Genomic DNA, 13,872 nt, shown 5'->3' on the forward strand with positions numbered 1-13,872 from the left:
CGACAACGCCTTCGCCTACCGCCACGGCCGCGACGTCCACAAGGCCCTGGCCGATCTGGGTGCGAAGCAGAAGTTCATCAAGCCCCATTGCCCCTGGCAGAACGGCAAGGTCGAGCGGTTCAACCGCACCCTGCAGACCGAGTGGGCCTACCGCCACGTCTTCACCAGCAACCAAGCCCGCCGCGACGCCCTTGCACCCTGGCTGCACACCTACAACACTGAACGCCGCCACAGCGCACTCGGCGGCCTCCCGCCCCTCAGCCGAGTGTCACCAACCTGATGGCCGAGTACATCTAGGTCGGCCAGCCGGTCGGCAGCCTCCGGGCCCAGGACGAGGTCCACGTCGGCAGCCGTGTACCGGTTCTCCGCGACGAGCTTGGTTCGGCCGACGCTGGCGCTCGCGGTGAAGTCCTCGCCTAGCCTGCGCGACAGCGGGAAGTCTGCGGTCATCACGTTGCAGGCGCCCAGCGCGATGGCGAGCAGCTCTCCGGGGGTGAATGCGCCGTCGGTCTCCTCGCCGCCGATCTGCACCTGCGCTCCGCGGGAGTTGGTGGCGACGTAGTGGCGGGTGCCGGTGCGCTCGACGCGCACCACGTCGGGGCCGGTCTCGGGGGCAGCGGGACGTGCCGGTGTGGGTTCGGGCGTGGCGGTGTGGTCCATCCGCCGATCTTCCCACGGTGGACAGATCCTTCCCACGCTGTCAGCCGGTGGCGGGGTGTGTCAGGCGGTGGTGAGCGCCGCCGTCGCCAGCAGCACCAGCCCGCCGAGGCAGAGCAGCACCCGGAGCAGGTGCCAGCGGTCCCAGCGTCGCACCTGGCGGCGCCAGTCGGCGGGATGGTCGCCCTGGGACCACGCCTTGACCCGGTTGTTGATCGGCACCAGCACGGTCACCGAGAGCACCACGGTGGCGAGGAACAGTGCGGCGGCGACGCCGCTGAGCCCGCCGGCCGCCGTCGAGCGCAGCAGCACGGTCAGCACCACGGCGAGCGTGACCGTGGCGATGTACCACGGCGGCATGACGGCACCGAGCCGGCGTGCAGCCAGGCTGCGGAAGGTCAGCGCGCCAGCGGGGGGAAGGCGGTCGGCGACCGGGTGGACCAGCACGGCCACGCACAGCTCGACGCCGACGAGCAGGCCGGCCACGACGATCGTGGCACCGGTGATGAGCTCAAGCATGACGTCCTCCTCGGATCCAGCAGTGCTACGTCGCGTCGCTACATCGCACCTAGCGGTGCTAGGTAGTGCTGCAGACGAATCTAGCGTTGCTAGGCTGAGGGTGTGAAGACGCCAGCACGGACCAGGTCGACGGCGGCACCCGCCGATCGCGAGGCCGCGATCGTGGCCGCGGCCCGCACCATCGCCGAGACCGAGGGCTGGTCGGCAGTGACGGTGCGCCGGCTCGCTGCCGCGATCGGCTACAGCCAGCCCGTGCTCTACCAGCACTTCCCGAGGGGGCGCCCGGAGATCATCGCGGCGGTGGCGCGCAGCGGGTTTGCCCAGCTCGAGGAGCTGGTCGCCGGTGCCGATGACCCCGATGCGCTCGCCCAGACCGCCCGTGCCTACCTCGCCTTCGCGCGCGAGCACGCGGGCCTGTACACCGCGATGTTCGAGATGCCCTCGCTGAACCGGTTTGCCAGCGCGCAGACACCGCCGGAGCTGCGCCGAGGGTTCGACGCACTGGTGGCCGTGCTCGGGCGAGGGCCGGGGGCCGACACCCGCGCGGAGCTGTTCTGGAGCATGCTGCACGGGGTGGCGGTGCTGGAACGGGACGGCCGGCTGCCGGCAGCGCAGCGCGAGGAGCGGATCGCAGAGATCGCCCGGCTCTTCAGCTGACCCCCCTTCGCGAACGCTCGCCTTTGCGGCGACACGCCGGCCGGGAGCCGCAGAGCAGAGCGTTCGCCGATGGGGTTAGGGGTGGGGGGCTGTTTCGGTCTGGCGGTCCAGCAGCTGGTGGTAGATGACCCGGTGGGCGGTGACGTCGGCCATCTTGGTGACCATCTCGTCCACGAAGTCCGATCGGTACACCGCATCGGTGAGCACCGAGATCGCGTAGTACAGGCCGGTGAACGTAGCCAGCGCCACCGAGACCCGCAGCAACGTCTGGCTGATCTGCAGCGTCTCGCCCCAGAACGTCAGGTCCACCTGCCAGGTGCCGCCGTCGATGCCCCACTCCTGCAACACCCCGGGAGTGATGGTGAGGACCCCCAGAGCGAAGAAGAACACCCCCACCCCCACGCTGACCACGATCACCTGCAGCAGCTGGTTCGCCCCGACCATCGCGGTCACGTTCAGCTCCTGCGCGCGACTCAGTGGCGGCAGCTGCGTACCGGGATCCTGCTGCGCCTCCGCCCGGGTGAGCAGCTCCTGGGTCTCCGCGCGCAGCCGCATGGACAAGATGAGCAGGATCAGCGCCGCGAAGAAGATACCCAGGATCACGTCCGAGACGCCGGGGGTGTGGTCGAACACCTGCCAGACCTCAGCGTTGTAGAACAGCGCGATGGAGAAGATCAGCAGCAGCGGCAGGAACCGGATCAGCCGCACCAGCGAGGCGCCCAGCTCGGTGCCCACCCGGCTCATCCCCCACCAGAGGGTGGCGGCCAGCCCGTAGCCGACGACCGCCCAGACCAGCAGCAGGATCATGATGTTCACCAGCGCGTTCACCGCTCCGGTGAGCCACTGACCACCGAACAGCAGCGGCAGCACCGCCGGCGCCAGCACGAAGAACACCAGCTCCGGTCCGCCGACGTCCTGCGGCAGGGTGGACCAGCGCCGCCCGCGCAGCACGTTCAGGCCCGCATAGGAGGCGCCGAGCGCGAGCATCACCCCCAGCACGGCCAGCAGGTTCAGCCACCACGGCCAGGACAGCTGCACTGTGGCCATCGCCTCCAGGAGCAGGACCACCACCAGGAACGGGGCGGCCCGGCCGAAGATGTCCCGGCGGGCGCTGTGGCCGTGCACCAGCAGCGGCAACCCGTAGCGCCGGAAGGTGCGCTCGCAGGCGGCGATCTGCTCGGTGGTGGTCACGGCGACCACTGTATGGGCCCCGTGCACCCTGGTTCTGCTCGCGGCAGCGGGTCCTTCTCCCCATCTGCACCGCGGCACCCGCCCGCTCGCCGGTGCGCTGAGTGCCGCCGGGGTCACCGAGGTGCGCGGTGACCTGGCCGACCCCGAGGACCTGGCCCGAGCGCTCGGCGAGGGTGCGGACCTGCTGGTGGACTGCATCGGCTACGACGCCAGCGATGCCCAGCGGGTGGTGACCGGGTCGGCCGACCTGGGCTCCGCCGTCGTGATCTCCAGTGCGGCCGTGTACACCGACGCCCAGGGGGCGATCCACGGCCGCTATGCCCGCAACCCACGGGAGTGGAACGTGCTCAAGCACATCCTGGACGGGCGCCGGCACGTGGTCCTCGCCCACGGTGGCAGCTCCAGCTTCCAGACGACGGCGGCGCGCACCGGGTGGCGGCCCCGCGGCGATCCGACGAGACGCCGGGCCGTCCGTCGGCGCAAGATGGGGGCATGACATCTGCGACGATCGCCTCTGTCGTCGAGCCCGCCGTACAGCTGGCGCACCGGTGGGCCGCCGCGACCGCACAGTCCACCACCAGTGCCGAGTCCCGCACCACCCGTCGGTTGGCCGCGCTGGTGGCCGACCCGGAGGGGCTGGACCTGGCGGTGCGGTTCGTGGACCGGGTGGCTCGGCCGGAGGACCTGCACGTGGCCGCACGTGAGCTGGCCCGGCTCTCCGCCTCGGCGGCCAGCGGCTTTCTCTCCCCGGTCGACCGCGCGCTGCTCGGTCTAGGTGCCTCGGTCTCCCGGCTGGCACCGTCCGTGGTGGTGCCGCTGGCGCGGCGCCGGCTGCGGCAGCTGGTCGGGCACCTGGTGGTGGACGCCGAGGACCCAGCGCTGGCCACCCACCTGGCGCACGCCAAGGCGGACGGGCGCCGGCTGAACATCAACCTCCTCGGTGAAGCGGTGCTCGGGGAGAGCGAGGCCGCCGCCCGCGCCGAGCGAACCCGCGCCCTGCTGGACCGCCCGGACGTGGACTACGTCTCCATCAAGGTCTCCTCGCTGGTCTCCCAGCTGTCCCACTGGGACGTGCAGGCGAACGTAGCCCGGGTGCTGGACCGGCTCCGACCGCTGTACCGCACCGCTGCCGCACGAACACCAGCCGCCTTCGTGAACCTGGACATGGAGGAGTACAAGGACCTCGACCTGACAGTGGCCGTGTTCGAGGCGATCTGCTCCGAGGCGGAGTTCGCGAACCTTCAGACGGGCCTCGTGCTGCAGGCCTACCTGCCGGACTCGGTGGCGGCGCTGCAGCGGCTCACCGCGTTCGCCCAGCAGCGGGTGGCTCGCGGTGGCGCACCGATCAAGATCCGGCTGGTCAAGGGCGCCAACCTGGCGATGGAGAAGGTGGAGGCGGAGATCCACGGCTGGGCGCAGGCGCCGTACCCCACCAAGGCGGACGTGGACGCGAACTACGTGCGGATGCTCGACCTGCTGCTCCGGCCCGAGGTGGCCGCTGCAGTGCGCACCGGCGTGGCCTCGCACAACCTGTTCGACCTGGCACTGGCCTACCAGCTGGCTACGGCCCGCGGCGTGAGCCCGGCGATGGACGTGGAGATGCTGCAAGGGATGGCACCGGCGCAGGCGCGTGCAGTGGCCGCCGACGTGGACACCCACGGACCACTGATCCTCTACACCCCGGTCGTGGCACCCAAGGACTTCGACGTGGCCGTCTCCTACCTGGTGCGCCGGCTGGAGGAGAACGCCGCACCGGAGAACTTCGTGCACGCCATGTTCGCTCCGCACGAGGGAGACGACGTGGGCAGCGCGCCGATGGTCGAGCAGGAAGCGCGGTTCCGGGCGAGCGTGACGGCCGCCGCCACGCTCAGTGCTGAGCCGCGGCGTTCCACCGAGCGGCCAGGCACCCCGCCGACGTTCCAGAACACCACCGACTCCGACCCAGCGCTGCCGGCGGTGCGCGAGGCAGCCCGGGCATGGGTGTCTGCCCCCGCCCGGGAGCTGACCTCGCCGCTGCTGGCCGGTGCGGAGGACGTCGACCACGTCATCGCCACCGCACAGCAGGCCGCCACCGGCTGGGCCGCCCGGCCCGCAGCCGAGCGGGCGGCAGTGCTGCGCACCGTCTCCGACGAGCTCGAGGCCCGCCGCGGTGAGCTGATCACCGCGATGAGCCACGAAGGCGGCAAGACTGTGGCCGAAGCCGACCCAGAGGTCTCCGAGGCGATCGACTTCGCCCGGTACTACGCCGACCGCGCCGAAGAGCTGGAGCAGATCGAGCGGGCCGAGGGTCTCACCTTCACCCCGGCGTCAGTAGTGCTGGTCACCCCGCCATGGAACTTCCCCGTGGCGATCCCGACCGGTGGCATGCTCGCCGCCCTGGCCGCAGGGGCTGCTGTGGTGATCAAACCGGCACCGCCAGTGCCCGGCTGCTCCGAGGTGGCCGTAGCCGCCGTCCATGCGGCGATGGCCGCCCACGACGTACCGGCCGAGACGCTGCAGATCGTGCGCGCCGAGGAGCAGGGCGCCGGGCAGCGGCTGGTCGCCCACCCGGACGTCGACCGGGTCATCCTCACCGGCGCCTACGAGACCTCCCGGATGTTCTCCTCCTGGCGCGCTGAGCACCCCGGCGGTCCCGGTGTCCTCGCGGAGACTTCCGGGAAGAACGCGCTGATCGTCACCCCGAGCGCGGACTACGACCTGGCGGTGGCCGATGCGGTGCGCAGCGCCTTCGGGCATGCCGGGCAGAAGTGCTCGGCCGCCTCGCTGCTCATCCTGGTGGGCTCAGTGGCCACCTCGGAGCGGTTCCGCCGCCAGCTCATCGACGCGGTGAGCTCACTGCGAGTCGGCTGGCCCACCGACCTGGCGGTGACGATGGGACCGGTGATCGAGCCGCCGCAGGGCAAGCTGCACACGGCGCTGACCCGCCTGGAACCGGGGGAGACCTGGCTGGTGCAGCCACGCCAGCTGGACCAGACCGGCCGGCTCTGGTCCCCCGGGATGAAAGAAGGGGTCTGGCCCGGCTCTCCGTTCCACCTGACCGAGTACTTCGGACCGGTGCTCGGCATCATGACTGCCGAGACCCTGGAGCAGGCGATCGAGTGGCAGAACGCCACCGCATACGGACTGACCGGTGGTCTGCACAGCCTGGACGAGGATGAGATCCGGCACTGGCTGGCGCATGTGGAGGTCGGTAACGCCTACGTCAACCGGCACATCACCGGGGCGATCGTGCAACGCCAGTCCTTCGGCGGCTGGAAGCGGTCCTCGGTCGGTCCCGGCGCCAAGGCCGGTGGACCGAACTACGTGTCCCAGCTGGGCACCTGGACCACCCGGGAACGCCCCAGCGGCCAGGGCATGGTGGGCGCTCGGGTGGCCGAGCTGCTGGACACCTACGTGCGCCTTGCCGCCGACCCGGCCCAGGCGGAGTGGCTGCGCGCCGCCGTGGCCAGCGACGCCTGGGCGCGCGACGAGCACTTCCGCGGTGAGCAGGACCTCACCGGGCTGCGTGCCGAGGCGAACATCTTCCGGTACCAGCCGGTGCCGCTGCTGGCCGTGCGGGCCGGCGCGGACGCGCTGCCCGTGGAGGTGGGCCGGATGGTGCTCGCCGCGGCCTGCGCCGGTGTGCCGGTGGAGGTCAGTCTGCACCCGGCGGTGGCCACGGCTGCCGAGGAGCTGCTGCAGGCGAAGGTCATCGACCTGGGCTGGGGCACGGAGACCGACGAGGAGTTCTGCGCCCGCCTCGCTACCGGGGACGTCACCGGCCGGCTGCGCGTGGTCGGCGAGGTGCCCGGGCTGTGGGAGGCGGCCGCGGACGAGCGCGCCGAGGTCACCCCGCTGACCGGGGAGGTGCTCGCCTCCGGTCGCCGCGAGCTGCTCTGCGTGCTGCGCGAGCAGGCGATCTCCCGCACCATGCACCGGTTCGGCCACCTGACCACCGACCGGCACTGACTACCGAGTGCACCGGCTGCCCTTCCCGACTCGCCGGGGGTAGGTTCGACCTGACCGCCGCCGGCGGATGGAGAGGAGCCGACCCATGTCCAGTGTGCTGTTCGTCGGAGGCACCGGCCAGATCAGCGCGGCGTGCGTGCCGTTGGCACTCGAGCAGGGCTGGGACGTGACCGTGCTCAACCGCGGCACCTCGAGCCTGCGGACGCTGCTGGAGGAGGTGCGCTCGGTGCATGCCGACGTGCGCGACCCCGCCGCGGTCCGTGCAGCGCTCGGTGATGCGCAGTTCGACGTGGTCGCCGACTTCATCTCCTTCAACCCGGAGCACGCCGCGACTGCGGTGGAGCTGTACACCGGCCGCACCGGCCAGTACGTGTACATCTCCTCGGCGTCTGCCTACCAGACCCCGCCCCAGCATCTGCCGGTCACCGAGGAGACCCCGCTGGACAACCCCTACTGGCAGTACTCCCGGGACAAGGCCGACAGCGAGGCCCTGCTGCTCCGGGCGCACGCGGAGCGCGGCTTCCCGGTGACCGTGGTGCGCCCGTCGGCCACCTTCGACCGCACCCGGGTGCCCACACCGGGCAGCTGGACCGACGTGGAGCGGCTACGCCGCGGGGCGCCGGTGGTGGTGGTCGGCGACGGCACCACGCTGTGGACCATCACCCGCGCCGCGGACTTCGCCATCGGTTTTGTCGGGCTGTTCGGCCGGGCCGAAGCGATCGGCGAGGCATTCCACATCACCTCGGACCTCGCGCCGACCTGGAACGAGATCTACCAGGCGCTGGCCGGTCTGCTCGGGGTACCTGCGCACCTGGTGCACGCGCCGGCGGAGGTCATCGCCGCCGTCGACCAGCGCCTGGGCGACTCTCTCCTCGGGGACAAGGCCTACTCCTTCGTGCTGGACAACAGCAAGATCCGCAGCCTCGTGCCCGCGTTCGCGCCTACCGCCACGCTGGAGGAAGGACTGCAGGAGAGCCTGGACTGGTACCTCGCCGACCCGGCCCGCCAGGGCAGCGACCCGCACTTGGAGTCGGTCTTCGACGAGGTGGTCCGCCGGGTCTGAGCCGGCGCCACCGATCATCCGGGTGCGCGGTCCGACGGCGGACCTCACCGGGGCGGCGACACCTCACCGGGGCGAGCATTCCGCTAGGACAGCGAGCGCGCCGTGGGGCAGCAAGTGTGCCGCCGGGCGGGCAAGCGCACCGCCGGGCGGGCAAGTGCACCGCCGGGCGAGGGCTTTACCCTGCCCTGCCGGGCGAGGGCTTTTCCGGGCGGCGAGTGCCGGGCCCGGCACGCAGTGCGCCGCCCGGCGGCAAGCGCGCTATCGGGGGCAGGGGTTGTCAGCACGCCGCTGAACCAATACGATCGTAACTGTCGAACAAGTCGAACGTATTGGGGATCCCATGTTGCGCATCATCGAGCTGCTCGGTCTGCTCGCACCCCTCGCGGCGGTCGTGCTGCTGGTGCTCTACCGCACCCGGTCCCGCTCGGCGTTCCTCCTCGGGCTGGCGGGCAGCCTCGTGGCCGCCCTCGCTACGGCCGTCGGTCTGATCAGCGAACGGGCGAGCCTGGTGGCAGCGATGAGCTCGGGCGGCGGCATGTCGGAGATGCTCGAACAGCTCGACCGGTGGGCATGGGCACGCTTCGGGCTGCTGGTGCTGGGCGCAGCGCTGCTGGTGGCCGCGGCCCTGGTGGACCGGGCCGAGCAGCGGGCTCCACTCGGGTGGATCGCTGGCGGTCTGCTGCTCGCCGTGCTCGGTGTGGCCGCCCGCGGGCTCGACGTGCCCGTACCCGGCCATGACGGACTGGAGATGGTGCTGGGCTTCGTCATCGAGGCAGTGGAAGCGGCGCTGCTCGGCGTCGGGATCCTGCTGCTGGCGGTCGCGGCGGTCGCGCACCGGCCGGGCCGAGCCGGCGCGAGTGACCGCCGGCCGGAGCCGACGGACCTGGCGCGCCGGGCTGGGGTGGCAGCATGGCGCCTGTACCAGGGCCATCGCGGGAGTGGGAGCCGATGAGCACGAGCGCGAGAGACGGGATCATCGAGGCGGTGATCGCGATCGTCGCCGACGCCGGTTTCGAGGGACTGAGCGTGCGCGCGGTCGCCGCTCGGGCCGGGGTCTCGCTGGGGGCCGTGCAGCACCACTTCCCGACCAAGGCCGAGATGCTCACTGCCGCGATGTCCTCGATCGCGGCCGGCACGCAGCAGCAGTACGGCCAGCTGGAGCACATCGACGACCCGGCCGAACGGCTGCACACCCTGGTCGACTATCTGCTGCCGGGTACGGCCGACAGCACGGTGGCCCGGATCTGGCTGGCGCTGGCCGCGCGGGCCACGGTGGACGACGATGCGCAGCGCGCCTATGCCGACCTGTGGGGCCGCACGCGCTCGGTGCTGCGGCTGCTGCTGCCGGCCGCGGGCGCCCCGGTCGCCACCGCCGAGGACTCCGCGACCGAGCTGCTCGCGCTGCTGGACGGCCTCGCGGTGAGCATCGTCGCCGAGGGCGGCAGGATCAGCCCGGAGCAGGCGGGCCGAATCGCCCACCGCCGGCTGGATGAGCTGCTCGCGGCCGAGCACTGAGCCTGTGGCTGGTCACGGCGCTGTTCCGGCCGTCGGTCACTCCCCGGGTACCGCCGCCGCTCAGAGCCGCGGTGGCAGCGCCGCTCACCGCCGCGGTGGCAGCGCCGCTCACCGCCGCGGTCGCAGCGGCACCTCACTCCGGGGAGGGGACGTGCCCGAGCAGCTGCGCCCCGCGGGCCTCGTCCCAGCTCATCGTGTGCCGCACCGCCGGGTCCCACTCCCGGGCCCAGCCGAGCTGGGTGAACAGGTGGTCCAGCAGGTTGCCGGTGAACCCCCACACCCAGCCGCTGGGCAGCCGGAAGCCGCTGGAGCCGTGACCGCCGATCCAGACCGTCGCCCGCGCTCGGGGGTCGAGCAGATCGTCCACGCCCACCCGCAACGTGTGCAGCACCTCGGAGGTGTCCAGTGGCGCCTCCGGCTCCACCGATGGCGCCCAGGCCAGCACCGGCGTGACCACGAACTCGCTGATCGGCACCAGCACCGGCGGCAGCGCCCCGAGCACCTCGACCTGGCCGGCCGGAATCCCGGTCTCCTCCTGCGTCTCCCGCAGCGCGGCGGCCACTGGGCCGTCGTCGCCGGCCTCGAGGGAGCCGCCCGGCAAGGCGATCTGTCCCGGGTGGTGCCGCAGCAGCGGAGAGCGCTGCACCAGGAAGAGGTCCGCCTGATGGCGCCCTACGGCGGGGGAGGACTGATCACCCGGACGGGCTGCGCCGTCGTGCTGGCCCTCCTGCTGCACGGGCGTGAACAGGGCCAGCACCGCGGCCTGCCGGTAGTCGATGGCGGTGGCCGCGTCGTAGGAGTGCGGGCCGGCCAGCTCCTCGAAGGTCCCGCTCAGCGCCCGCTCGGCGAGGGCGAGGAGGTCGTCACGGGCAGGGTGCGGCACGCCCCGAGCCTACGCGGCCCGCAGCCCTGGGTAGGATTCTCCGCGGGCAACGTTGACTTCCACAGATCGGGCAGGTGATGGGGCAGGACGGGACCAGTACGGACGTCGTGCAGGTGCAGGACGTGACCCGTTCCTTCGGCGACCTGCAGGCCGTGGCCGGGGTGTCGCTGCGGATCGCGCCCGGGGAGACCTACGGACTGCTCGGCCCGAACGGCGCCGGCAAGACCACCACGATCTCGATGATCGCCGGGCTGCTCGAGCCGGACTCCGGCACTGTCCAGCTGTGCGGGGAGCCGATGGGACCGCGGCACACGAAGATCCGGTCCCGGCTCGGGCTGGTGCCGCAGGACCTCGCGCTCTACCCGGACCTGAAGGGCCGGGAGAACCTCAACTACTTCGGGGCGCTGCAGAACCTGCGTGGCAAGGAGCTGCGCGCCCGGGTGGACGAGGTGCTCGAGGTGGTCGGGCTCGCCGACCGGGCCAAGGACCCGGTCAAGGAGTACTCCGGCGGGATGAAGCGCCGGCTGAACATCGCCGCCGGACTGCTGCACCGGCCCGCGCTGCTCATCCTGGACGAGCCGACGGTCGGCGTGGACCCGCAGTCCCGGAACGCGATCCTGGAGTCGGTCGAAGCGCTCTCCGGCGAAGGCATGGCGGTGCTCTACACCACGCACTACATGGAGGAGGCCGAGCGGCTCTGTGACCGGATCGGCATCATCGACTCCGGCCGGGTCCAGGCCGAGGGCACCCGTGACGAGCTGATCCACCTGGTCGGCGAGCTCGACCAGGTGCGGATGGACGGCACCGGAGACCTCACCGCCGCGACCGACGCGCTGCAGCAGGTACCCGGGGTGCAGCGGGTGGACCCGGTCGGCGGCGGGCTGGTCTGCGCAGTGGCGGACGCGCCAGTGCACCTGGCCGCGATCGTGACCGCCGCCTCGGCCCACCTGGAGCTCTCCGACGTGGAGATCACCCGGCCCGACCTGGAGCAGGTCTTCCTGCACCTGACCGGCAAGGAGCTGCGGGACTAGCTCATGCGCGCGTTGCTGACGATGACCGCGGTGGACCTGCGCCGCCGGCTGCGGGACAAGTCCGTGCTGATCTTCTCGCTCGCAGTGCCGCTGGCGCTGATGACCGTGCTCAACCTGCTCCTCGGCGGGGTGAGCGAGGGTGACCTGGAGCCGGTGGACCTGGCGGTGTCCTCCGACGCCGACGACCAGCTCGCCGGGGTGGTTGTCGATGCGCTCGCCAGCACCGGCATCGTGGACGTCACAGTGACCGACAGCGACGATCCGCATGCCGACGTGGGAGCGGGGTCGGCCGACCTGGGCATGGTGGTCCCCTCGGGATTCACCGCAGCGCTCACCTCGGGTGAACCTGCGCCGGTGCAGTTCGTCATGGGCGACGGCGCAGGCTTGTCCGGGCAGGTGCTGGTCACCGTGGCGCAGGGCGTGGTGGAGCAGCTCCGAGGCGCCTCGGTCGCCGCTGTCGCGGCCGGTGCGGCGGGTCTGGAACCAGACCGGGCGAGCCAGCTCGCCCAGCAGGTGCTCGATGCGCAGGCGCAGGTGCAGCTGACCCAGGGCGAGGCATCATCGGAGCAGCTGAGCACCGGCGGCATGCTGATCGCCGGGCAGGCTGGGCTGTTCCTGATGTTCACAGTGGGGTTCGGGGTGCTCGGCCTGATCGCCGAGCGGGAGGAAGGGACCCTGGTGCGGCTGCGGTCGATGCCGGTGCGTTCGTCGACGATCGTGGCCGCCAAGGCGCTCACCGCGTTCGTGCTCGGCGTGGTTGCCACCGGGGTGCTGCTGACCGTCGGGTCCGTGCTGTTCGACGTGGACTTCGGGGCTGTGCCTGCTGTAGCGGTGCTGGTGGTCGCGGCGGTGCTGGCGGCGACCTCGCTCACGTTCGTGGTGGTGCGCCTGGCGCGGACCGCCGAGCAGGCGAACGTGGTGCAGTCGATCATCGCGCTGGTGCTGGGCATGTCCGGCGGAGCGTTCTTCCCGATCACCGCGACCGGTCTGGTCGGCACGATCGTCGACCTGAACCCGATCGCGGCGTTCACCCGCGGGCTGGGGATCACCTCCGGCGGTGGGGGTCTGGACGCGATCGGGCTGCCGGTGGCGATCATGCTCGGGTTCGCGGCGGTGTGCCTGCTGCTGTCCCGGCTGATCCCGAACCGGGGGGTGGCGGCATGAGGGCGGCATGGGCGGTGGCCCTGGTGGAGCTGCGCCGGTTCCTGCGCGACCGGTCGAACATCTTCTTCACGTTCGTGTTCCCGCTGATGCTCGTGGTGGTGATCGGCGCCCAGTTCGGTGGTGGAGCCGGCAGTGGGCGGGTGGTGCTCACCGACGAATCCAGCACCCTGGGTCAGCGCATCGCTGCGGAGCTGGACGCCCGGGACGTGACGGTCGACGTGGGCGAGGCCGGGCAGGCGCGCGAGACGCTCGCGCGCGGACGTGCCGATGCCGCAGTGTTCATCGACGACGCCGCTGCGGCCGCGTTCGACGCTGGGGACCCGGTGCAGCTCGACCTGGTGCTCGCCTCGACCAGCGGCTCCTCGGCTGTGGCGCAGCAGGTGCAGTCCGCAGTTGCCGAGCTCGACCGGGAGCAGGCGGGTGTGGCGGCGCTGGTGCAGTCCGGAGTGGACCCGGACCTGGCGCAGGACGCCTGGTGGGACGGGGAGGGGCAGGTGCCGCCAGCACGCGTGGACGTCGTCGACGTGGACGATGTCAGCCAGGCGTTCGCCGGGGTGACTGGGTTCGACGTGGGCGCCTCCTCCCAGGTGCTGCTGTTCGTGTTCCTCACCGCGCTGGCCGGGTCGGCCACGCTCATCGACGCCCGCCGTCACCGGGTGATCGCCCGCACGCTCGCAGCGCCGGTGTCGGCTGGTTCGGTGGTGGCCGGTCAGGCGCTCGGCCGGTGGGTGATCGCGTTCTTCCAGGGCACGTACGTGATGGCCGGCACGTCGCTGTTGTTCGGGGTGCAGTGGGGGAACGTGGCACTGTGCCTGCTGGTAGTTGCGGTGTTCTCCACAGTGGCGGCCGGGGCGGCGATGGCCATCGGTGCTGTGCTCGACAACGAGGGAGCGGCCTCCGGGCTCGGCGTCGGTCTCGCTCTGGTGCTCGCGGCGCTCGGCGGTTGCATGGTGCCGCAAGAGCTGTTCCCGTCCTCGCTCCAGTTCGTCGCCTCACTCACCCCGCACGGGTGGGGCTACCGCGCGTTCGCCGAGATCCAGCGGCACGGTGGCACCCTGGTGGACATCGCCGGGTCGCTCGCCGTGCTGGCGGGGTTCGCAGCAGCGGTGCTGGCGCTGGGCAGCCTGCTGCTGCGGCGGAGCATCGCGCGGGCGCTGTAGCCGGTATGCCACGTGGCCGCGCGTGGCGGGGAGCCACGCGCGGTGCGGTCGTGGTGAGCGCGGCGCCGAGAGTGCACCGCCAGG

The 13,872-nt window shown here is 71.8% G+C and carries 14 protein-coding genes; 10 read left to right on the forward strand and 4 right to left on the reverse strand.

The window, feature by feature from the left end; translation table 11 throughout:
* Positions 1-280: integrase core domain-containing protein (locus K338_RS25310; protein ID WP_022919291.1), on the forward strand; the 280-nt coding region annotated here is incomplete at its 5' end.
* On the opposite strand, the gene K338_RS23485 is transcribed toward K338_RS25310, so the two are convergent.
* Both K338_RS23485 and K338_RS0116640 read right to left on the reverse strand, forming a co-directional pair.
* The gene (locus tag K338_RS23485; RefSeq protein ID WP_022919292.1) at positions 211-660 is read right to left on the reverse strand and encodes an OsmC family protein; all 450 of its coding nucleotides are present in this window, start codon (positions 658-660) and stop codon (positions 211-213) included. The two genes, K338_RS25310 and K338_RS23485, sit on opposite strands and share 70 nt — an antisense overlap.
* 60 nt (positions 661-720) lie before the next feature.
* On the reverse strand, positions 721-1,176 hold the full coding sequence (locus K338_RS0116640; RefSeq protein WP_022919293.1) for an anthrone oxygenase family protein: 456 nt from the start codon (positions 1,174-1,176) through the stop codon (positions 721-723).
* Between the two features lie 102 nt (positions 1,177-1,278).
* On the opposite strand from K338_RS0116640, the gene K338_RS23490 reads away from it, so the two are divergent.
* A complete protein-coding gene (locus tag K338_RS23490) occupies positions 1,279-1,833 on the forward strand; it encodes a TetR/AcrR family transcriptional regulator (protein ID WP_022919294.1) in 555 nt (184 codons plus the stop codon).
* A 75-nt stretch (positions 1,834-1,908) separates the two neighbouring features.
* Here K338_RS23490 and K338_RS23495 read toward each other — a convergent pair whose 3' ends face one another.
* On the reverse strand, positions 1,909-3,024 hold the full coding sequence (locus K338_RS23495; protein WP_022919295.1) for a hypothetical protein: 1,116 nt from the start codon (positions 3,022-3,024) through the stop codon (positions 1,909-1,911).
* On the opposite strand from K338_RS23495, the gene K338_RS0116655 reads away from it, so the two are divergent.
* The 5 genes from K338_RS0116655 (at position 2,987) to K338_RS23505 (ending at position 9,550) form a co-directional block, all read left to right on the forward strand.
* Positions 2,987-3,520, forward strand: coding sequence for a Rossmann-fold NAD(P)-binding domain-containing protein (locus tag K338_RS0116655; protein ID WP_022919296.1), 534 nt, complete (start codon positions 2,987-2,989; stop codon positions 3,518-3,520). The two genes, K338_RS23495 and K338_RS0116655, sit on opposite strands and share 38 nt — an antisense overlap.
* Positions 3,517-6,972 (forward strand): bifunctional proline dehydrogenase/L-glutamate gamma-semialdehyde dehydrogenase, encoded by a 3,456-nt coding sequence (locus K338_RS23500; protein WP_022919297.1) that lies wholly within the window; start codon positions 3,517-3,519, stop codon positions 6,970-6,972. Before K338_RS0116655 ends, K338_RS23500 begins: the two co-directional genes overlap by 4 nt.
* An 85-nt stretch (positions 6,973-7,057) precedes the next feature.
* Complete coding sequence (locus K338_RS0116665) at positions 7,058-8,035, forward strand: NAD-dependent epimerase/dehydratase family protein (protein WP_022919298.1); 978 nt, start codon at positions 7,058-7,060, stop codon at positions 8,033-8,035.
* A gap of 340 nt (positions 8,036-8,375) precedes the next feature.
* On the forward strand, positions 8,376-8,987 hold the full coding sequence (locus K338_RS0116670) for a hypothetical protein (RefSeq protein WP_022919299.1): 612 nt from the start codon (positions 8,376-8,378) through the stop codon (positions 8,985-8,987).
* Positions 8,984-9,550 carry a TetR/AcrR family transcriptional regulator gene (locus tag K338_RS23505; RefSeq protein WP_022919300.1) on the forward strand — a complete coding sequence of 189 codons (567 nt, stop codon included), beginning with the start codon at positions 8,984-8,986 and terminating at the stop codon, positions 9,548-9,550. The genes K338_RS0116670 and K338_RS23505 overlap by 4 nt, the downstream gene beginning before the upstream one ends.
* Positions 9,551-9,683: 133 nt before the next feature.
* On the opposite strand, the gene K338_RS23510 is transcribed toward K338_RS23505, so the two are convergent.
* The gene (locus tag K338_RS23510; protein WP_022919301.1) at positions 9,684-10,433 is read right to left on the reverse strand and encodes an NUDIX hydrolase; all 750 of its coding nucleotides are present in this window, start codon (positions 10,431-10,433) and stop codon (positions 9,684-9,686) included.
* Between the two features lie 77 nt (positions 10,434-10,510).
* Here K338_RS23510 and K338_RS0116685 point away from each other — a divergent pair, with 77 nt between their 5' ends.
* From K338_RS0116685 to K338_RS0116695, 3 genes are read left to right on the forward strand one after another with little or no spacing between them, the layout of a single operon-like run.
* On the forward strand, positions 10,511-11,464 hold the full coding sequence (locus tag K338_RS0116685) for an ABC transporter ATP-binding protein (protein ID WP_022919302.1): 954 nt from the start codon (positions 10,511-10,513) through the stop codon (positions 11,462-11,464).
* A gap of 3 nt (positions 11,465-11,467) precedes the next feature.
* The gene (locus K338_RS0116690) at positions 11,468-12,628 is read left to right on the forward strand and encodes an ABC transporter permease (protein WP_022919303.1); all 1,161 of its coding nucleotides are present in this window, start codon (positions 11,468-11,470) and stop codon (positions 12,626-12,628) included.
* Positions 12,625-13,788 (forward strand): ABC transporter permease, encoded by a 1,164-nt coding sequence (locus K338_RS0116695; RefSeq protein WP_027286960.1) that lies wholly within the window; start codon positions 12,625-12,627, stop codon positions 13,786-13,788. The genes K338_RS0116690 and K338_RS0116695 overlap by 4 nt, the downstream gene beginning before the upstream one ends.
* The last annotated feature ends 84 nt before the right edge of the window (positions 13,789-13,872 follow it).

Source organism: Ruania albidiflava DSM 18029 (genome assembly GCF_000421225.1).
Taxonomy (GTDB): domain Bacteria; phylum Actinomycetota; class Actinomycetes; order Actinomycetales; family Beutenbergiaceae; genus Ruania; species Ruania albidiflava.